Below are 19980 nucleotides of genomic sequence, written 5' to 3' on the forward strand. Positions count from 1 at the left end.
GTTTGCTAAATCTGAAGGGCGGCTTAGCTAAAAATCATGGTCGTCAGTCTCTGAAAATTCCACAGCATCTTTACTACTGACAGCATACTCTTTAGCCTTAGTAGCAAATGCAAAAGGCAACGGTAAGGAAACATCATTTGCAAAGTAAGGCCAGCGACTTCTGAGAGAATGGACAAAGTGAGCTAGCTTGTCAGCTTTGATTTCTGGGTGATGAATTAGGGCGATTTCTAAGATTTTGGCCTTGCCTGCTGCTCTGTTGCCACTATCAAGGCGAGAATGCTTCTGTTGTAGTATTTTTGTACCCTGTTCCGTGTTTAAAGGTTTTCTAAGGCTCAGGTAAAGCGATCGCTCCCCATCATCACATACATTCTGCCATCGATAAACACCACTGGTTCGACTACCAGGAGAATCTTTAACAATAGCAACTGGCACTTCACCATTATCTGCAACTCGTAAGCGCACAATCCACAGGCGATTGATTTCTGCTTGTGAAAGGTGCTGTTTTAGTGCTTGTAGTGGGTCATTAGTTACTAGATTTTTGTTTTGTAACCAGTTCAGCATTTTGCGAGCATTTTGTGCTTCTGCCATGAATAGCACACGCGGGGATTTTTCATCAGTAATTGGAGTATTTAAGCAATCTTGCAAACATTCAGCAACAAATTTATTGATTAATCTTTGTTCTTTTGTTTGCTCTTTGTGTTTTTGTTCATCATCAAGTTCTTCATTACTTTCATTATCAGAGTTAGAATCCCAGTCTTCATCCGAAAGGTGTGCAAGTCCAACAGGATATGATACCCAGCCTTGTTCATTAAATAATTTAGGTGTTGTTAACTCTACTTTTGCTGTTTGTGGATTAACTCTAATCATCAAAACAACAGTTTTGGGAATGTTTTCGGCATTTGTTTTGCGGGTGCGGCGTAGAACATAAAAGCACGTTAACCAAACATCAGGATCAATCCCATCTTTTTCAGGATTAATTAAAGGAGTATCCGGTAAAATTCCGAATTGTCTAAGTAAGTCTGATACTGCTCGTTTCACTGGTTCTAAACCTGATTTTTTCAGCTTTTCTTCACCAGCTTTGGTAATATAAGTTATTCGATGGATGTGTTGATTGAGATAGCCTGCTTTCACTGCCCCAATCCGCCATGCAAGTTTAGGATCGGCTTCAGTTTTGGAAGGTTTCGGTCTGATTTCAATTAAGGCTCCGCTTAATTCTTTAGTTTTAGGTAGAAATGCAGTAATCTTGTTAATGCGTTCTGCTAATAAATCAGGACGTTGCTGTTGATAAGTTTTCCTCACTTCAGAAAAACTTTTAATTTCTAGTTTTTGTGTAAGGTCGCCAACGTGTTGAGTTTTGATGCACAGCGAACCATATGCTCCTTCATAAATATTGCCTACGTTTGTAGGTGATAAATACAGTAACTTGCAAATCTCATCAATTAGTGCATCACGACATTGTGGAGTTTCCCACAAAATAAGTATAGTGTAGAGGGGATTTTCAAGTTTACGAAATACTGCTGGTGCTGCTAGTCTGGGTCGCAGCATTGGAGTAGCTGAATGATTTGGATCTTCAGATTTCTTGGCTTTTTTAGGCTTGGAAGATTGGTTATCTTCATCAACAAGCAGAGGAACAATTTTATTTTTGGGTTTTTCTGAAGGCCAGAAAATAAAAACATCTGTCAACCTTTGAGCTTCACCCACTCTCTGAACACAAAGACGTGCTTCAATAGCTCGATCTAAACTAGCCAAATCCTGTGGACTGACACCACCAAAGCAGGGTGGTTCACCTAATTTAGAAGTGTAGGCGATCGCAGCTTGGATACCACTAGGAATTGTGTTGATACCTGACCAATTGTGATTTGGGTTAGAAACGAAATTATTTGCGTCAGGAAGTTGAGAGTCATTGAGAGAAAAAAGATTGCTGATGGCTTGAGGCCATTTCCTTTGCTCTCCATAAAGCTTGATCGTCAGTGGAATAAAGCAAAAGGGTTGGCGTTGGCCATCTAACCATCGACGGTTATCACCGATATGAGCTTTTACACCTGGGTACGGTACATATTTCAGAGGTTGACTTAACCAGCGTCGAACTGATAAATGATGATAGATAATCGGTTTTTCGCGCCAAGGGACTGTTTGCAAAACAAACTTAAGGACAAACGAAATATATGCTGTTTCTGTTGTTTCCTTTCCTTTAGTGACCGTAACTTTACTGGGAGGCCATGACATTAACTCAGCGCCTTGGAGGCTAACTACTCGATAAAATGTCAGTTGATACTGCTCATCAACACCAAAGCAGACTGTTGGGTTTTGGAGAAACTCCTTGGCAAGGTAATCTGGAATGGCTTGGTAAAGGTTGCTTGTTTCGACCTTATCTTGAGGATGGAGTAAATCATACATTTTTGGCTCTTCCCAGTGCCAATCATCATTATTCAGATTTGCAAGCTGTGACTCAACATCTTCTAAAGAACTGAATTCTTCAATCAACCAATCTTTGATATAGTTACCCAAGTCAGAAAGGTCTGTGGTTTCTGTTGCTAACAACCAAGGTACATTGCCTCTCTGCCAGCCATTACGCATAGTCTTGATAATTTGAGGAAAGCTACCAACTATCAAGGGGTCAAGAGAATAAACTGGTACGGCTCGATAACCTTGACCTCTGAATCTGGCACGCTGTTGAGCAAGGTTGTTAGCAACTTGTCGCCACGCAGTAGGAACATAGATTGCAGAGAGTTCGCATGTTGGATTTGTTGCAGTAAGTTTCCAAGCACCAGGAAGAATAATTTTAGTCATAGTTTAAGTTTCTTTGTTGCATTTGTTGAAGTGCATTCAAAAAAGCGCCATAAAGCGATCGCCCCAACACATCGTCACTTTTGATATCAGCTTCCAGCACCTTGATAATGGCAACTAAAAGTGAAGTGGTTTGGCTGTCTTGTTCGCCTATGGCTGAATTTGGGGCAAATTTCACATCTATAAAATGGACTACTGCTGGTACGCCACCACGCACCAAACGCCCAATGATTTGCCAGATACTGACTAACTGAGTCCAGCAAAGTACCGATCGCTCGTCTTTTGTTAGTTGTTTGAAAGACCACGCCGTGTAATTCAAATTGACCATCTCAGCAGCAGCATTCTGGTAGAAGATATCTGCAACCTGGGTTATGGTTAAGTTTCCCAAAGTTGATTGAGCTTCTTCGTAAAGGGTGGAATCTTTTTCGTGTTTCAGCGCCCAAGCGTTGAGTTGCTGAACAGTAGATTGCCAGTTATCAGGTATTGGCATAGGTCTGTTGAGAAAGAGTACTGCACCGAAGGCAGCTTTACCTTGAGCATTCAAGATATTGTGACCCCGTTCTAGAGCCATCAAAGGAGCAACTACAATCTGTGTGGAAAGGTCTTTTAAATTCCGAATTTCGCTTCGCAAAATACCAGAAAGATTAGTAGGAGCATTGTCACGACGGAGGGTAGCAATACCATCGTCGTCCATGATTTGCAAGCGGTAGCGCGATTGTAAGATAGAGGCTACCCACTCCGATTCCTCGTAGCTACCCACAACAATCAAAATGCGATCGCGATCGTTCCACCATTGGGGTTGCTGTTGTTTTCGTTGTGATAAATCCTGAAATACGCGATCGAGAAAACTCTCTGCACGTCTTGCTGAGTGGCACATAGCCTCGACCATTTCTTTAGCAGCAAGTTTGCGTTTTGCAGGTGGCAATCCTGATAAAGCAATATAGTCGGCTTCCCGATTCTTTTTGGGACTAAAGAAAAATTGACTCTCAGCTATACCTGCCTCACCAGTTCTAGGTTGCAGTAACACGGTAGGTTTTATACTGATGTGATAAGCTGGCGAACCAGGGGCGTAGCTAGTACCTGATATCAGAACAGTATGCGGGCCTTCCCAGCCATCAACTGCGAACAGTTTTGGGAAATTTAACAGTAAAGCACGGCCTACACCTACATAGCGAAAATAGTCCAACTTACCAGCTTTTTTATTGCTAGGTTCTTGCTTATATAAAAAGCCTAGAATATTTCCTACTGGCGATTCTGGTAAAACTGGGAGAAAGTCTTTCGGTGGGCGATGCAAGAGGTCTTGGTTTAAGTCGTGCAAGTTCATTACCCGACCAAGGTCGCTCAGATTATCAACTAAAAAACCAAGTCGGTTGTCGAGTACAGTAATTAAAATCGCAAATTGGAGATTTCGGATTAGTTCTTCTAATTGAGTTTCATCTGGCACGAAAATATTGTGAGTTTCCAGCCATCTTTCACACCAAGGAGCAATTTCAGTTAATGCTTGACGGTCATTTTCCGCAGTTAGGATTGTCAATGCCAAATCTGAAAGTTCACCTCCACGACGGCGGTTAAGCGGATATTGCAAAAATCCGTCTAGTTCGTCCATCATTTGTTTGCGGCAGCGACGTTGTTCTGTGGGAGCTAAGTCTGCTTCAATGATGCGTTTACGCCGTTCTTCCATGATTTGTTGGCGAGTTAGCTTTGGTTTCGATGAAACAGTAATGTTGGGAGGATCGACAAGATCGCGGATAATGCGCGCAAATAAAGAACGACCTGTAAAGGGGAGAGGCCCCAACCACTCAACGAGTTTAGAACGGGTAAGAAGTAAGTGATAGATACGGTTAGTTGCATTTTGAGTGTGATAATGTGCGCTTGTCCAAGCAACAAAGCGATCGCCTGCCATATCACCGCGATCGGAATTGTAAATCATGGCAAGATTCAGTCCGAGTCTATTTAAAAATGAGTTTCCAGAAGCATCAACTAAGACTTCATCAGGGGCAAACTCTTCATCAAACTGAATCTGTACGCGATCGGCTTCGTCAACAAATAGAAATTTACATTCTCGATAAACCGCCTCAGCAAAGGTCAAGTCTTGTTCAAACCCTTGGCGGGATACACGAGTATGAATGAAACTAGCAGGAGTGAAAACCCAGACTAAGGCTGTAGCAATATCTTGTTCTAAATGGTGACGCGGACATTTGTAATAAAGGGGACAAGTATATTGCTCATAATCGCTTTCCTGCAAGTCTTCATCATCAGAATCATCATTCTCAGCTATAGGAACTTTTTGATAAAGCTTGTGACACGGTTCATTGCCAAATTCCCACTTCTCTTCTGATTGCACTAAAGCTAAAAGTGGGCAGACTGAACTAAACCAACGCCAAGCTGGATGCATCCCTCCCTTAGTAACTTCCTGACCCTCACTTTTGAGAATTGGTTCGTAGACTTTTGTCAATTGTTCTTGGCGCTTACTACCTAGCACTGGTGCAGCAGGAATTTCTAACTTGTGGCAAAACAAGGAAGCGAGGCGGACAGCTGTAGCTACATCATTCACCATCAACCCACAGCGATATTCTTGTTTAGCCAAGAGGTAAATCAGAATTTCCAACAGCGTAGACTTGCCCACATTCAAAAGTCCAACAATGTGGATCAGCCCCTCAAAATTCAGCTGATTACCCTGATGGAAATTATCTGATTCCGCATCGTATAGCTGGAAGAGAATGTTTTCCAAGCGGTTACGATAATTTTCTTGTTGCCCAAACTGAGATAATTTATCGTCCATTTCTTGGGCAGCTAGTAATAATTCCTCACGGGTAACGCTACACGGTGGATTTTGCTCAGTCCGTGTGCGATGAAGGGATACTAAAGATTCGGTGGCTACATTAGCAACTTCTTTGGGAATATCAATAGGAACTTCAACTGGAGAGTTACCCCTTTGGGAAATCTTCACATACCAGCGCCCTTCAGTTGCTAAGTTGACTTTTCGTTGTCTATGCTGTGGGGTTTCTAATAAAGTTGGGCGATATATTGCTTGTAACCGATTTGGGTAGATACTGGATGGAATAAGTTGAGGAACATTCCTTACCTCTTCAAGGCTATAGATTCTAAGAATTTCAGGTAAGTTGATGTACTCTTGAAGCACTCGCAACCACTGCCTACCTTTGCGCTGAATCAGATAGAAACGAGCATTTTGTATAAGTTGCCAGTTGCGATCGCTTTGTAGTTGTTGCACTGGAAAGCGATACCCTTTCAGTAAAGCTTCCACAGAAGTTGCGGGTTCTTCTGGTGCTACTTCCTGAAGTAAAGTTAATCCTAATTCCACATCAGCAATAAGTTGGGCAAAACGCTTAGTTTGACGCTGCTGTAATTGAGTATCTGCGTTAACTAAACTAGATAATACATACTGTTGTAATTCATCTGAGTTGCGGAGTTTTTTGCATAGATTCCTACGCCATTTAATAGTCTCACGCATTATTTTTCTTCCCTAAAATTGCTTGGGCTTGAGTAATGATTTCGCTAAATAGGCGTAAGCGTACCCCCTCAAGTTTTGGTTCTAGTTGTTCGCGCACAACTCTTATCCGCAAAAAGTCTTCACGTTCATCTGGAAAAACTACAAAAGTTTCCGTTGCATCACGCCGATACTGCACCTTTTGCAAACGTTCCTCATCTACAGATGCCCAATCTTTGAAATCAATTGCCCAGCGAACTTTACGCGGGAACTCTACGAGTAAGTCAAATTCATCAACAAAAGGCCAAAGAGTTACGCGCGAACCCAATTTTGTAAGTTCTTCTTTAAGTTGAATTTCCCAAATGCCTGGCAGCGTACCGTACCAATGTACGCCAGGAGTAACGGCTTTCCATTCTTCTGCTTTTTCTTTGGAAATAGATGATAATGGTTGGAGGTTACTATTTTCACAAAGCCTTTCACACCACGGGTTACGGCAAGTGTAAGTACCATCAGGGCGTTGGCGTTGAACATACTTGCAACGAGGACATAAATGATAAATGCTGTTCTCGGCTAACTTATTCATATCGATATAGATTTCTAGCTGCGTCAATAACTCCCGCAGTGGTTTGAGTTCGGGTAAACGTAACTGTTGTCGATATTCTGAGTAATGAAGAGTGGGTTTGGTAATAATCATTTGTCGAAAGACACGATAGGCATCTTCTAATTGGTGTCCTCGACAATATTCCAATACATCTTTCAGTACTGACTCTTGTACCTGCGCCACCACATCATTACCTGAAACTTGCCATTCTCTGGCAAAGTCAGAAACTACTCCGTCTTCTATGAGGCTGACATCTGGCGAAAGATATTTAATTTCTTGGGCAAGTTTCCAAGAAGTAATTGATGTTTCCGCCCAATTAAAAAATTGGGGTAGGTTCTCTGGGGCTTGTTCTTCCAGCAGCAAGGAAGTTAAGTACATACGCGACATTCCAATGCGAAGAGCTTCTGGTACTTGACTTCGCTTTTCTAGCTCAAGTTTTTCCCACTGCACTACGCCAGTAGCCAGATATCGCAGAGTGTCCGTCACAGATAGCTGTAAGGAGGGTTTTTCCGGTTCAGATGTAAGGAGGCGAAGACTGCGGGCGCTGTGATTATCCCATTCAACGTCTATACCGCGCATAGTCTGCAACCACTTCTGAACTGTTGCTTTCTGACATGGTTGCATTCCGAGTTCTTGACACAACTCTTCCAAGGTTGGCCCTTGTTTGTGAATGCGAAACCATTGCTCAAGTGCATCAAGAATTTTTTGTCGGTGCTTGGTGATTCTCATTGTTCACCCTCCTGTTTAGCAGAAGTGTGACACCCACTAAAGTTGCATGTCAATCAACTGTTTCGATGTTTCCATTAAGTTTCCAAAGTTTCCATTTTTAGTAATACTTACGCATTTATGACACAGTTCTGTGATTTCAAAAGGTCACTTAGCATCAAGGACTTTGCCAAATAGTTAGTGAAAATTTATGAAGAACCAGAAACCTGCAAAGTTGTTTTACCCCTTAACTCGTTTAATGTCTGGGAATATCCCTCACTAAGAAATAAGATTGCTCAGTTTCTTTAAGTATTAATACAGTATCGGTCTGCATTGCACTCAGTATGGTGGATTGCTATTGAGTAGGTCATACATTTTTCAGCATAAATAGCTAGCTTTTGTTGCAAAAAATCAACATTATTTAGCGCTCAATTGAGAGTTGCAAAATCAAAATAACTTGCAACAGATAAATAAGCGAAATCATGCGTGTAAATACTGAACGGCAGAATGGGTACTCCCGTAAGTTCAGTGAAACGACGATGGCTTAATCATCTATGACTAAGGAAAATAATGACAGCTTTGAAGGCAATATACGCAACTCCATTTTTTTAGAAAAAGGAGTTACAAAAAAGGAATTTATATGGCAACAACTGAGTCATCTGTACGGGCTGATGGTATAGAGTTATTGCATTTATACCACCAAAATCCCTCTATTAAACTTCGTAATAAACTTGTACAGTTACATACCGGATTAGTCCGCAAGATGGCTCATAAATTTAGCCATCAATGTAATGAACCTTATGAAGATTTAGAACAAATCGGTTATTTTGGTTTAATTAGGGCAATTGAGCGCTTCGATCCCAGCCAAGGATATGCTTTTAGTTCTTTTGCTGTGCCATATATTCGCGGTGAGATGCTGCATTTTCTACGCGATCGCAGTACTCTATTAAAAATTCCTCGTCGCTGGCAAGAACTGTACAATGAAGGACAAAGAATTCGCAAAGAATTAGCAATGACTTTGGGTCGCACTCCTAAAGATTCAGAAATTGCCAACATACTTCGTGTATCTCTGCAAGAATGGCAAGAAACTAAGTTAGCGGCTCAAAACCGGATGCCTCTAAGTTTGGATGCTACCGCAGTTCACTATGTTGATTGCCAAATAACTTTAGGCGAAGCACTTCCTTGTCCTCGTTCCACCGCTCTCCAGATACAAGAAGAAGAACGCCAACAACTCCAAGGCGCTATCAGTTTGTTAGAAGAAAAGCCCCGCATGGCAGTTGAGATGGTCTTTTTGAAAGAACTTTCTCGCAAGGATGCTGCTAAGAATATTGGCACCAGTCCCATGACAGTAACGCGGTATCTGCAAAAGGGAATTCAGGATTTGATGGGTTATTTGCAACCACAGGTGATGCCTACAGGATCGTAGACAGTGGTTAGTGGCAAAGCAACTGCAAATGACAAATGCCTATTGACTAACTACCGAGATTTTAGATCGGCGATCGCACCTCTGGTCATGGCAGCAATGGTTTTATCGGACGCTTTTGGCAAATGATAATACTTGCCTCCTGCTGTTTGCGATAATTCCTTAGCAAAACCAGTGGAAACAAATTTACTTTCTGTGTCAATCACCAATAGTTGCATTCCCAAAGCTCGTAATCTAGCGGCAATTTCTAGCAATTCCGCTTTGATATCTGGTTTTTCTCCTGGTTCTAGCTGTTCACCTAAAGAACGCGCTAGAGGAATATTACCCCGCCCATCGGTTATCGCTACAATCACAACTTGCCCAATATCTCCACTCATTTGGGCATTTAGACCGACGCGTACAGCTTGCGTTAAACCATGTGCTAGCGGCGAACCTCCACCACAGGGCAATCTTTCCAGGCGGTTGCGTGCCAAGGCAATAGAACGCGTTGGCGGCAATAATACTTCCGCCTGTTCTCCTCGGAAGGGAATCAAGGCTACTTGGTCGCGGTTTTGATAAGCTTCGGTCAAAAGTTGCATTACCGCACCTTTAGCTGACTGCATCCGGTTGAGGGCCATTGAGCCAGAAGCATCTACCACAAACACCACCAACGCCCCGGCTTTGCGTACCAAACGTTTCGAGCGGATATCACCCTGCTCAACAATTACTTTTCTACCTGGATGTCTCTGCCGCCGTGCTTTTTGATACGGTGCAGCGGCTCTGAGGGTGGCATCTACGGCAATACGGCGCACCTTACCTTTTGGCAGCATTGGCTTAATGTAGCGTCCTCGGTCTTCAGAAAAGATGACACTACGACTGCCAGATTTACCCTGCCGTTTCGCCATCTGAGCAAAATAAAGCACACTATCATCAAGGATCACTCCTTCCGGATCAAAGATGAATTCTTCGGGGATGCTGGGTGGTTCTTGCTGTTCTTGTTCCTCTTGTTCTTCCTCCTGTTCCTCTTGTTCTTGTTCTGGCTCATCTTGATTTTCAGGTGGGGGGGGTGGTGGCGGTGGTGGCGGTTGTTCGGGTGGCGGTGTCTGCACGATTGTTGCTCGTGGGACAATCACCAATTCCACAGCGCGGCGCAAATCTTCAGCATTGACTGTTGTTCGTCCCTCCAAAGCCGCAGCCGCCTTGGCAACTCGCACGGCAAATAATTCAGCGCGATGTCCTTGGACTCCGCCACGAATTGCCTCATTTACCAAATAGGCAATTTGGTCATGGGTGATGATTACTTCTTTGAGCCACTCCCGTGCCAGAATAATTTGAGTTTTGAGCGCATCTAAATCTTCGTGGTACTGCTGGAGAAACTCTTGGGGAGATTTAGAGTAGGCGATCGCTTGCTCTACTGCTGCTACTCTTTGATCTAAGCCGAGTACACCGTCAGCAGAAAGTGCGATCGCAATTCTATCTAGTAAATGCTCCCGTAGCGCTCCTTCTTCTGGGTTATAGGTGGCAATAAACAGCGGTTTACAGGGATGCTGAAAACTAATCCCCTCGCGCTCAATCTGGTTGCGTCCTTCAGATAATACTGTTAATAGTTGATTTGATATTTGGTCGTCTAATAAATTAATTTCATCCACATACAGAACGCCTCGGTTTGCTGTAGCAAGTAACCCAGGCTGGAAAATCGTGTCTCCTTGCTTTACCGACTGTTCTACATCCACAGAACCCAGAAGTCGGTCTTCTGTCACACCCAAAGGAATTTGCACAAAGGGCGCAGGAATGATGTCGGTGGGCACATCTTGAATGTCTTTATCCGCGTACTCTGCCAAAAGTACATCATCCCATTCTTCCGGATGGCTGGGATCGCAGTTGCTAATCGAGCCTTTTACCACTTCAATGGGTGGTATGAGGGCGTGGATAGCACGAGCCATCACAGATTTTGCCGTACCGCGGCGACCTGCGATCGCAACTCCTCCCAAACCAGGATCGACAGATGCTAATAGCAAGGCTAATTTAATTGCTTCTTGACCGACTACGGCTGTTAAGGGAAAGGCAGCGATCGTGGGGTTGATGATAGGCGCAGGCATTGTTTGCAAAATAGCTAGTCTCGGCTTTTAGCATATCAATTTCTCGCAACTTTAGAATAAGTGTTATGGGAAAGGGGCAATGGTTGTGCGTAGGCGTAGCCCGTCGCAGATATCGCGTCCCCACTTTTTGATACTAAGTAGATTTTCAATAAACTTAATTTATTAATAATCTATTGTTTAAAATAAAGTAATGCTTTGATACTTATGGTCTGATTCTCTATTGACATTGCCGTTTTCTTTTCTGTCTTACGTCTAACTTTTAATTCTTGTCCCCAAGAGCCTGCAAAAACTTGTGAGTGAAATCACAGTAGCCACACAATTACTGAAATAAACTCAAATGTAGGCATAAAATAATACTTCAAATTTATGGCTTTACTCGAGCTAATTTTAATACTAGCTACTGTTACTGGTGTAGTAGATGGTAAGACGATTCGGGTTAAAGATAATACAGGGCACACTGGTACAGTTAGACTAGCCTGTATTGATATACCTGAGACATCTCAACAGCAGTATCATTTAGCGGCCAAACAGAAACTCGAAAAAATGCTACCACCCCGAACTCCTGTAGTCATCAGGACTGTAGGAGGAGATGAACTTGACCGCACATTTGGTGAAGTGTATGTGGATAATCGCTCGGTCAATCTCCGTTTGGTTGAAGAAGGTTATGCTGTAGTCGATCGCGAATCTCTAAATATCTGTGATGAAACTAAAACGCAATTTTTAATAGCACAAGCCAATGCTGAAAATAAACGGCTAGGATTATGGCAGCAATTAAATCCTGCTATTACTAAGAAGGTTCCCAGATAATAGATACAGGTTCTATATAGATCTGTCAGTTAAAGTAATTACCGCAGTGCGATCGCAAAATTAGAAAAAGTGATAGGTGAAATTGAAACGCCTGCGGTATGGGAATTACGAATTTACGGGAAGTTACTACCCCTTCTGTTTAAATGCTTGTGCTGTAAGCAACGCTAATGCAGCCCCGGTAGCGATCGCCCCCCACTGAAGCAAAGGATTTTTATCCAGCACATCGGAAATGCTTGGTATCACTAAATTTTTATAATCTCCGTCCACTCTGTCGTGTTCTGGAACTGGTTGGTAAAGATTATTCGGTTCCTCGGACTTCGGCTCGTTACTGTGCTGCAACTGAAACCCCACGAGTAATAACAGCGAATCTACTAAAGATGGCGATATTCGCTGTAGTAAATCTAATAACTTAGCTATATCCCCAACTAAATAATCACGAGTCGGGTGTTCGGCTGCATAGATGATGGCATCAGCTACCAGCCTGGGATCGTAGTAAGGTGGTATACCTGATGGCTTGACACCTAACCTTGTAAGGCCATTATTCCAAAAAGGTGTGTTGATGACTGCTGGCTTGATACTTGTCACACTGATGGGCCATTTTTCGTGTAGCAGTTCCAAGCGCATAGCTTCAATAAAGCCCTCCACTCCGTGCTTAGATGAAGAATAAGCACTCTGGTATGGAAGCGATCGCCTACCTTCCATTGAAGATACATGGATCAATGCCCCTCGCCCCTCATGCTTGAGATGGGGTAATGCCGCCATTGCACCATATACCTGTCCCATAAGGTTGACATCAATGACACGCTTAAACTCTTCTGGTTTTGTGCGGTCGAAAGTGGCAAAAATACCAACAGCAGGGACATGTACCCATGTATCCAATCGACCATAAACCTCAACAGTTTTATCAGCGAGCGCTTTAACTTGCTCGAATACACTCACATCAGCAACAACAAAAGTTGCCTCACCGCCAAAGTCACGAATTTCTTTAACTAAAGATTCTAATCCTGACTGACTGCGAGCCGAGACAACCACCTTGGCTCCGCATCTAGCAAACTTGAGCGCTGCTTCACGTCCGATGCCGCTAGCAGCCCCAACGACTGAAACGACTTGCTGATTAATTGGCTTCAGTTCCATAGATAGTACTCCTTTGAGTCTGAATCAAATACAGTTGGGAACATAATCGTAGATAAACCTGCTTCCAAAAAGCCAGGAACCCAATCGCTCTTGTTCTGGTAAGCTCTAGGGAAGGGAGGGATGAGCTAAAGAGCAACACCCTCAAAACTAAACCCCTTGCTTTGCACCTAAAGGCGTTTTACTGCTAGCGATCGCTAACTCATCGATAGCCGTAGTCTTGAAAGCTATTTGACAAGGTAATAATTGCCCATATGCGTTCCAGAAATTGCCAAAGACATACAAAAATCAAGCAATTTTTGATTTTGAATTGACCTCGACCACAACAAGCAGGTCATGAACCAGAAAACCTATTACTAATATCTAAAATCGCCACTTAATTTCACTTTGAAGATGAATACTTTTTTGATTTCCAAAATATAAATTGATTAAAAGTGCTATTTGATTTCTAACAATTATAGAAACAAATATTTAGTAAATAAATCAACCTATAGAATTATAAATATTATAAAAATATTACTCTGTAAGACTATTGATAAACAACATATTAAGTATGAGAGGATACTGCATTGCAGTCAGTCCACCACTAAGGATGGGAGACGCTACGCTGACGAGCATCAAGGCTCTGCTTTTCCCTCGTTGTAGGCGGAACGCTTTCCCGCAGGGTAGCAACTGGCATGGCTGAGTGACAAGTCATATCAAGTGCGGCTAATTAGTTATAATTCCCGAATCTATGCAGATGAGCAACAAAAACACCTCCCCTCTGCCTAGAGTGATGGAACGATAAAAATACTAATCCCCATTCCCTTATTCCTTGTCAACTACTTAGTAGTTTGTGCTTGCGGTTTCTCAACAAGTGTGACATACTCAAAGCTGAAAGTACACTATTCCGATAGTTTTACAGTATATTAAAATCTTGGTATAAGGAATCAATCATGCTCAAAGATACTCAAGGACTAGTAGTTACAACAGATTCAGCCAAAGCGATCGCTGCCATTAACCATTTCATCGAGCGATCGCTCGGTTATGGCAAAGATGCAGAAACAGTAATATTGCAAGCAATTACGGCAGATCCAACTTGTGCATTAGCTCATGCTTATGCGGGTGCTTATTATCTGACCCAAGAAAGTAGCAAAGCTTGGCAGCAAGCACAACCATATCTGCAAGCAGCACAACAGTATTTAGCAAAGATTACTAACAGAGAACAGTTATATGTGCAGGCAATTTTAGCTTGGGCAAATAAAGAGATTGATGTAGCGATCGCGTTTCATGAAGAAATTACTAACCAATTTCCCCACGATTTAATTTCCGTTCAGCAAGGACAGTATCACTATTTTTATACAGGCAATCAAGAAAAATTACTAGAAATTGCCCAAAAAGTTTTATCTAGCAACTCAGAACAACATTATTTATACGGCATGGTGGCATTTGGTTTAGAACAATGTCACCAACTTAAAGCAGCAGAAAAGATGGCTCGTATTGCGATCGCACTCAATAGATACGATCCTTGGGCGCATCATGCGATCGCTCATGTCATGGAAACTCAAGGAAGAGTCGATGAAGGCATAGCTTGGATGGAGAGTTTTGCAGATACCTGGGAAAACTGCAACTCTATGCTCTACACACATAACTGGTGGCACATTGCACTGTATTATCTAGAACTGGGAAACTATCAGAAAGTTCTTTCACTCTACGATACTCACATTTGGGAACGTGCCAATAAACAATCTCCCAAAGACCAAGTAGGAGCAATTTCACTATTATTGCGGCTGGAATTACGCGGGGTAGATGTGGGGAACCGTTGGCAAGGCATCAGTCCTTATCTTTACAGTCGTATTGATGAACACGCTTTACCATTCCAGGATTTGCATTATGTCTATGCTCTTGCCAAAGCTAGACTGCATGAGTGGGTAAACGAGATGCTTCAGAGTATGCAATATCATGCCTTAAGTATCAATCCTTTTCTGCGACGGAGTTGGTTGGAGGTAGCAATTCCCGCAGCCAGAGGAATGGTAGCTCATGCCAAAGGTGATTTCAACACAACTGTTGCGGAACTCAAACCTGTTTTGTCACGCTTGCATGAAGTGGGTGGTAGTCATGCACAGCGCGTCTTATTTGGGCAAGTTTATCAAGATGCAGTGTTGTTGGCACAAAAACAGAATCATATTTATGGCATGACTGCCTAATTTGAATACGATCTTTTATTTATACACATTACTACGATTGGCTATCAAAAGAATAGTAATAATTTTCTCTGTATCATCCACTCGATCAACGACTCGCCAATCACCAATTCGATAACGAAAAAGTCCCACCAAATCGCCTGTAAGCCACTTAATATTTATCTCTATATCTGCTTGCTGATTTCAGGTTGCACAGATAATGTTTGCGATCGCAATTAGGCAGGTATTTTCTGCGATGTAATCCCATTAAAACCGAAAAATATACTAGATTCTGTATCAAGATAAGTTTACAAAAGAGCGATCGTGGTAAATCTTGTTTAGTATCTGATAATTTTCTAATTTTACTGCTGCAAAACGCCTGACTCCAAACTTTTCCATAACTCTTTGCAATTCTGCATCTGGTTGGAGTAGAGCTAACTGCATTTGTTGAATTAAAGATATGCCTAAACGCTGTGCAACTACCAATGGTGGCATAGGAGAAGGCCCCAAAACTTCCACCACACGCAAATGCTTTGATAATTCGGGAAAATCGTTTAATTCCTGTTCCAATACCACACTGTCAATTGCTGCACAATCTGCTAATCCCTCAACTACCCAGCGAATTGAACGCTGATGAAAGCCTGATTTTATCGTTTTCCCAAAAAAATTATGAGGGTATTGTTCCTGAATTAAGCGGTGGCACAGTAAATTATAACCACTGTTAGAACCAGGGTCGTTATAGCAAAATGTTTTCCCTAATAAATCTGCAAATTTTTTAATATTACTATCTGCATTGACAATTACATCTGCATAATAAATAGGGCAATTACCATACCGAGATGATTGTAATACAGGGGCTACCAATGTCTGCAATTGGTTGGAAACTATTTGACTATAGCGAATTAGTGGTAATCCACAAATAAAAGCTAGGTCTAGTTGGTCTTGAAATAACAGAGGGTCTTCTAAGGGGTCGCATTCACCTTGCTCTAGTTGGGTTTCTATTCCTAAAACACGACCTAAATAAGCTGCGATCGCTTGATAGAATCCCAACCAATTGGGAGCTAGGTAAGATATAGTTCGCAACCCTTTATATCTAGTCATTTTTGTTCTACAACGGTGTGATGCTGAAAAACTTGAGTTAACTTCTTCCCAGACCAATAGAGATATAAAAAGCTCAGACTAGCAAAAGTCAGCAGCATAATTCCAAAAACCGTTGCATAGCCTTTAGTGTGCCACAACAACCGCTTTAACAAAGCTGTACCTGTTTGTGATATCTTCCACAAAAAATGATGATTTACTTTTTCAGTGTTTTGGATACTGATGTGTTGGGCTAATGCCATTTCGATTTTTCTCCTCAACCCAAGAAAACAAAGAACGGTAATTTGATAGACTTAGTGTAGATTGTACACCATATCATCACAGCTGTTTCAAAACTAAAAAGCTATCTTTGGCAGGTAAACACTCAAAGATGGTTGAGACTATTGGCTGATTTTTCAACTCTTCCCTGCTAGTGTCGTTAAAAACTTGTTACATTTTGGTTGGAGAAAAAATCAAAATAATTGTTGACTGTTCCCACCATGTCCAACAGCATTCTCAAGTCAGAGGATTCTCCTCTTGCAGTCACATCTCAAACCCAAGTCACAGAAGATATCCCTGCTGGTGGCATCGACCCAGATTGCTTTGATTGGCACGAGGTTTGGTATCCTGTCCACTATATTGAGGATTTAGATAAATCGCAGCCAACTCGTTTCACCTTGCTAGAGCAGGATATTGTGCTGTGGTGGGACAACAAAGAACAGATGTGGCGAGCATTTGTAGATCGATGCCCACATCGGTTAGCACCACTTTCGGAAGGGAGAATAAACGAAGCCGGATTGCTCGAATGTCCTTATCATGGCTGGGCGTTTTCGGGAACAGGAAAATGCGATCGCATTCCTCAACAAGAGGAGGGGGGAAAGGCAGAAGTTTCTCAACGTGCTTGCGTGACTTCACTACCTACCACAGTTCGCCAAGGGCTGTTATTTGTTTATGCTGGTTCTTCAGAGAATGCAGCTAAAACCAAAGTTCCCATTGTTGACATCTTAGATGCAGAAAAAGACGGTTGGATTTGCCTCAATACTTTTAGAGACTTACCTTATGATGCCCTGACATTGATGGAAAACGTCCTTGATTCCAGTCACATTCCTTACACCCACCATGGTACTGTCGGCAATCGGGCTAACGTCTCTACTGTAGAATTGGAGATTGTGGAATCAGGAAAGTGGGGATTTAAAGGAAGTTGGGCAGCAGGCCCCCGTAAAGGAACTCTAGGAAAGCAGGATACTATCTTTATTGCTCCTGGGCTAATGTGGCATGACCTTACTTCTAAACAGTTTGGTAGAACATTAACGGTAGTCTACGCTACTCCTATTCGCAAAGGAGAATGTCGGCTATTTGCTCGCTTTCCCTTCAAGTTCAACTCAAAATTACCAGGACTGTTTCTGAAGCTAACTCCGCGCTGGTACTCACACATCGGGCAAAATAGCGTGCTAGAAGATGACCAGATTTTCCTGCATCATCAAGAACGGTATTTAGAACAACGCGGTGGTAGTGCCAACTTTACCAAAGCATTTTATTTGCCAACCAAGGCAGATATGTTTGTATTCCAGTTGCATTCTTGGGTGAACCAATATAGTGTCGATCCTTTTCTAGGAAAGACTCTACCACCACCATTGCCGAAGGAAGCTCTACTAGATAGATATCATTCCCACACGAAAAAATGCGCCAGTTGTAGCACTGCACTGATTAACCTGCAACGGTTGCGGCTGGGAATAGCAGCGGTGACAGCGTTAGCTTGGGTGCTGCTTCCCTTACTGACGCTCATTTATGAGATAGATACGATCGCCATTAGCTTTGCGATCTTGGCTGTTATTAGCGGCGCTAGCATTTGGTTTGGTTTAGGCAAGTTGGAGCGACGATTTTATCAAGGACGCTCAGTTCCGCCCAGAAATTTTCCTGAGACAATTCGGTAACAGTACATAGCAGCATTTGAGTAGCCAAGGCAAGATATTGGTGTTTATCGGCTGCTTGGGAATCTAAACCTTACCAAGGATTCTGATATGGCAAAGGTAATTCTTCACCACGAGCAAACTTAGCAGCTCCCAGGTTAAAGTCTTTTGCAAGCAACAGCCATAATGTGAGCGCCGATCCCCAATACAGAGGGTTCGGTTTCTAGCCAACGGATGGCTTTTAGCAGGCGATCGCGACGACCTTGCTCATTCCAGTTTGACTCGAAGTTTTGTAGTAACCAGCCAGGGCCTTCAATAGATAAGATTTGTTCAAAATGTAAACCAGCTTCTTTAATTTCTGCTTTGAGTTCTTCAGGGTGATGTAAGAAGGCTGTTGTGAAGTAGGCAGGATGGTTGTTGGGGTTGCGGTGTTGACCATCAATTAAATCCTGCTGCACAATGCCTACAAACTCTGGGTCATCTAGATATCCTGAAAATAATCCATCTAAAGTTGAAGCAAAGCGAGAAATTCCCACAGCGAAGGCAAGACCTCCCGTTTTTAAAATACGATGAGCTTCACGCAAAGCAACTATCCGCTCTGTGCGCTCGGTTAGGTGATACAAAGGCCCAAGTAAAAGCACAGCATCAACACTATTATTCGCTCGATTTAGTTGACGAGCATCTCCAATTGCCAAACTAGCGAGAGGATAACTTGGTTGCGCTTGAGAAAAGCTGCGGGCTTGTTCTACATGCAAGGGAACCGCATCAATCAGATGGACTTCATAGCCCTGCTGGGCCAGCCAACAAGAATAGACACCAGAACCGCCACCAATATCAAATATCACTGCTGGCGGAGGAGGCAAGTAACGGCTGAGAATTTCTTGGGTGCGGACTAATTCCAACTGTCCTGTACCTTTTGATAACCGCTCTTGCTCTCTTCCACTGGCATAATGGCTCAATGCCTCATTTGAAAGCAGGTTGTGTAAATCAGATAAATCTGACATCTTGTTTATTGATTACAAAGGCTAAATGTCTAGACTGAAGTTGCTGAGAAAATGCCAGCGATCGCCAGAATCTTTACAATATTAAATAGATTAAAGATGTATACCAAAGAACAGAGTTAGAAGCAATGGTACTATTTGGATTTGGCAAAAAGCAGGTTATGCCCACTCCTCAAGAAGCTCTACCAGGACGGGCTGAGTCTATGTCAGTACCCGCTCATCACTATGTCAACAAGAATCCGCTGAAACCTCCTTATCCCGACGGATTAGAGAAAGCATTGTTTGGCTTGGGCTGTTTTTGGGGTGCAGAACGCAAATTCTGGCAACTTCCAGGAGTTTACACCACCGCAGTAGGTTATGCCGCTGGGTTCACACCCAACCCCACCTATGAAGAGGTGTGTAGTGGACGGACTGGTCACAATGAAGTGGTCTTAGTCGTGTTTGATCCCCAAGTAATTAGTTATTCGGAATTACTCAAAGTTTTCTGGGAAAGCCACAACCCCACCCAAGGGATGCGCCAAGGTAATGACGCTGGCACACAGTACCGTTCGGGAATTTATGTATATTCTGAAAATCAAAAGCAGCAAGCAGAGGCATCACGAGATGCTTATCAGCAAGCTCTCAATAGCGCAGGTTATGGAAAGATCACAACAGAAATTTTAGATGCGCCTGAGTTTTACTACGCAGAAGGCTACCATCAGCAGTACCTAGCCAAGAACCCCAACGGTTATTGTGGGTTAGGCGGGACAAATGTTGCTTGTCCTGTAGGCGTAGTTGAATCGCCGATGAATGGGTAAGAGGTAGGAGAGCAGGGGAAGCAAAGGGAGATGAAGAAGACGTGGGGATAAGA

At 42.8% G+C, this 19980-nt stretch carries 14 protein-coding genes; 5 read left to right on the forward strand and 9 right to left on the reverse strand.

Features of this window, described 5'->3' with window-relative positions:
* Positions 1 to 27: 27 nt before the first annotated feature.
* Genes RMY31_RS27350 through RMY31_RS27360 form a run of 3 tightly spaced genes read right to left on the reverse strand, consistent with a single transcriptional unit; the run spans position 28 to position 7565 of the window.
* Positions 28 to 2790, reverse strand: coding sequence for a pPIWI_RE module domain-containing protein (locus RMY31_RS27350; RefSeq protein WP_322663822.1), 2763 nt, complete (start codon positions 2788 to 2790; stop codon positions 28 to 30).
* Positions 2783 to 6259, reverse strand: a complete 3477-nt coding sequence (locus tag RMY31_RS27355) for a hypothetical protein (RefSeq protein ID WP_322663824.1) — start codon at positions 6257 to 6259, stop codon at positions 2783 to 2785. The genes RMY31_RS27350 and RMY31_RS27355 overlap by 8 nt, the downstream gene beginning before the upstream one ends.
* Positions 6252 to 7565, reverse strand: a complete 1314-nt coding sequence (locus RMY31_RS27360) for a Fis family transcriptional regulator (protein WP_322663826.1) — start codon at positions 7563 to 7565, stop codon at positions 6252 to 6254. Before RMY31_RS27360 ends, RMY31_RS27355 begins: the two co-directional genes overlap by 8 nt.
* Positions 7566 to 8181: 616 nt before the next feature.
* Here RMY31_RS27360 and RMY31_RS27365 point away from each other — a divergent pair.
* The gene (locus RMY31_RS27365) at positions 8182 to 8967 is read left to right on the forward strand and encodes an RNA polymerase sigma factor SigF (RefSeq protein ID WP_214430307.1); all 786 of its coding nucleotides are present in this window, start codon (positions 8182 to 8184) and stop codon (positions 8965 to 8967) included.
* Between the two features lie 50 nt (positions 8968 to 9017).
* Here RMY31_RS27365 and bchD read toward each other — a convergent pair whose 3' ends face one another.
* Positions 9018 to 11042 (reverse strand): magnesium chelatase ATPase subunit D, encoded by a 2025-nt coding sequence (bchD, locus tag RMY31_RS27370; protein WP_322663829.1) that lies wholly within the window; start codon positions 11040 to 11042, stop codon positions 9018 to 9020.
* Between the two features lie 366 nt (positions 11043 to 11408).
* On the opposite strand from bchD, the gene RMY31_RS27375 reads away from it, so the two are divergent.
* Positions 11409 to 11849 carry a thermonuclease family protein gene (locus RMY31_RS27375; RefSeq protein WP_322663831.1) on the forward strand — a complete coding sequence of 147 codons (441 nt, stop codon included), beginning with the start codon at positions 11409 to 11411 and terminating at the stop codon, positions 11847 to 11849.
* A gap of 126 nt (positions 11850 to 11975) precedes the next feature.
* On the opposite strand, the gene RMY31_RS27380 is transcribed toward RMY31_RS27375, so the two are convergent.
* Positions 11976 to 12983, reverse strand: a complete 1008-nt coding sequence (locus RMY31_RS27380; protein WP_322663833.1) for an SDR family oxidoreductase — start codon at positions 12981 to 12983, stop codon at positions 11976 to 11978.
* Between the two features lie 932 nt (positions 12984 to 13915).
* Here RMY31_RS27380 and RMY31_RS27385 point away from each other — a divergent pair.
* Complete coding sequence (locus tag RMY31_RS27385) at positions 13916 to 15166, forward strand: tetratricopeptide repeat protein (protein WP_322663835.1); 1251 nt, start codon at positions 13916 to 13918, stop codon at positions 15164 to 15166.
* Positions 15167 to 15181: 15 nt separating this feature from the next.
* Here RMY31_RS27385 and RMY31_RS27390 read toward each other — a convergent pair whose 3' ends face one another.
* The 3 genes from RMY31_RS27390 to RMY31_RS27400 form a co-directional block, all read right to left on the reverse strand.
* Positions 15182 to 15295: a type II toxin-antitoxin system RelE family toxin gene (locus RMY31_RS27390; protein WP_409878597.1), complete on the reverse strand. Its 114-nt coding sequence runs from the start codon at positions 15293 to 15295 to the stop codon at positions 15182 to 15184.
* A gap of 144 nt (positions 15296 to 15439) precedes the next feature.
* Complete coding sequence (locus tag RMY31_RS27395) at positions 15440 to 16243, reverse strand: phosphate/phosphite/phosphonate ABC transporter substrate-binding protein (RefSeq protein WP_322663838.1); 804 nt, start codon at positions 16241 to 16243, stop codon at positions 15440 to 15442.
* Positions 16240 to 16482 (reverse strand): hypothetical protein, encoded by a 243-nt coding sequence (locus RMY31_RS27400; RefSeq protein ID WP_322663840.1) that lies wholly within the window; start codon positions 16480 to 16482, stop codon positions 16240 to 16242. The genes RMY31_RS27395 and RMY31_RS27400 overlap by 4 nt, the downstream gene beginning before the upstream one ends.
* A 237-nt stretch (positions 16483 to 16719) precedes the next feature.
* On the opposite strand from RMY31_RS27400, the gene RMY31_RS27405 reads away from it, so the two are divergent.
* Entirely contained in the window at positions 16720 to 18153 is a 1434-nt protein-coding gene (locus tag RMY31_RS27405) for a Rieske 2Fe-2S domain-containing protein (protein ID WP_322663842.1), read from the forward strand.
* 134 nt (positions 18154 to 18287) lie between these two features.
* Here the strand turns inward: RMY31_RS27405 and RMY31_RS27410 are convergent, their stop codons facing one another.
* Positions 18288 to 19133, reverse strand: coding sequence for a class I SAM-dependent methyltransferase (locus RMY31_RS27410; protein WP_322663844.1), 846 nt, complete (start codon positions 19131 to 19133; stop codon positions 18288 to 18290).
* A gap of 125 nt (positions 19134 to 19258) precedes the next feature.
* Here RMY31_RS27410 and msrA point away from each other — a divergent pair, with 125 nt between their 5' ends.
* The gene (gene msrA, locus RMY31_RS27415) at positions 19259 to 19927 is read left to right on the forward strand and encodes a peptide-methionine (S)-S-oxide reductase MsrA (protein ID WP_322663846.1); all 669 of its coding nucleotides are present in this window, start codon (positions 19259 to 19261) and stop codon (positions 19925 to 19927) included.
* The last annotated feature ends 53 nt before the right edge of the window (positions 19928 to 19980 follow it).

Source organism: Dendronalium sp. ChiSLP03b, assembly GCF_034531165.2.
Taxonomy (GTDB): Bacteria; Cyanobacteriota; Cyanobacteriia; order Cyanobacteriales; family Nostocaceae; genus Dendronalium; species Dendronalium minutum.

Bases quoted from the DNA above. Each gene is read 5' to 3' on its own strand.
- RMY31_RS27395 (WP_322663838.1), bottom strand. From the start codon at position 16,243: ATGACTAGATATAAAGGGTTGCGAACTATATCTTACCTAGCTCCCAAT.
- RMY31_RS27385 (WP_322663835.1), top strand. From the start codon at position 13,916: ATGCTCAAAGATACTCAAGGACTAGTAGTTACAACAGATTCAGCCAAA.
- RMY31_RS27400 (WP_322663840.1), bottom strand. From the start codon at position 16,482: ATGGCATTAGCCCAACACATCAGTATCCAAAACACTGAAAAAGTAAAT.
- RMY31_RS27350 (WP_322663822.1), bottom strand. From the start codon at position 2,790: ATGACTAAAATTATTCTTCCTGGTGCTTGGAAACTTACTGCAACAAAT.
- RMY31_RS27375 (WP_322663831.1), top strand. From the start codon at position 11,409: ATGGCTTTACTCGAGCTAATTTTAATACTAGCTACTGTTACTGGTGTA.
- RMY31_RS27380 (WP_322663833.1), bottom strand. From the start codon at position 12,983: ATGGAACTGAAGCCAATTAATCAGCAAGTCGTTTCAGTCGTTGGGGCT.
- RMY31_RS27410 (WP_322663844.1), bottom strand. From the start codon at position 19,133: ATGTCAGATTTATCTGATTTACACAACCTGCTTTCAAATGAGGCATTG.
- RMY31_RS27355 (WP_322663824.1), bottom strand. From the start codon at position 6,259: ATGCGTGAGACTATTAAATGGCGTAGGAATCTATGCAAAAAACTCCGC.
- bchD (WP_322663829.1), bottom strand. From the start codon at position 11,042: ATGCCTGCGCCTATCATCAACCCCACGATCGCTGCCTTTCCCTTAACA.
- RMY31_RS27365 (WP_214430307.1), top strand. From the start codon at position 8,182: ATGGCAACAACTGAGTCATCTGTACGGGCTGATGGTATAGAGTTATTG.
- RMY31_RS27360 (WP_322663826.1), bottom strand. From the start codon at position 7,565: ATGAGAATCACCAAGCACCGACAAAAAATTCTTGATGCACTTGAGCAA.
- msrA (WP_322663846.1), top strand. From the start codon at position 19,259: ATGGTACTATTTGGATTTGGCAAAAAGCAGGTTATGCCCACTCCTCAA.
- RMY31_RS27405 (WP_322663842.1), top strand. From the start codon at position 16,720: ATGTCCAACAGCATTCTCAAGTCAGAGGATTCTCCTCTTGCAGTCACA.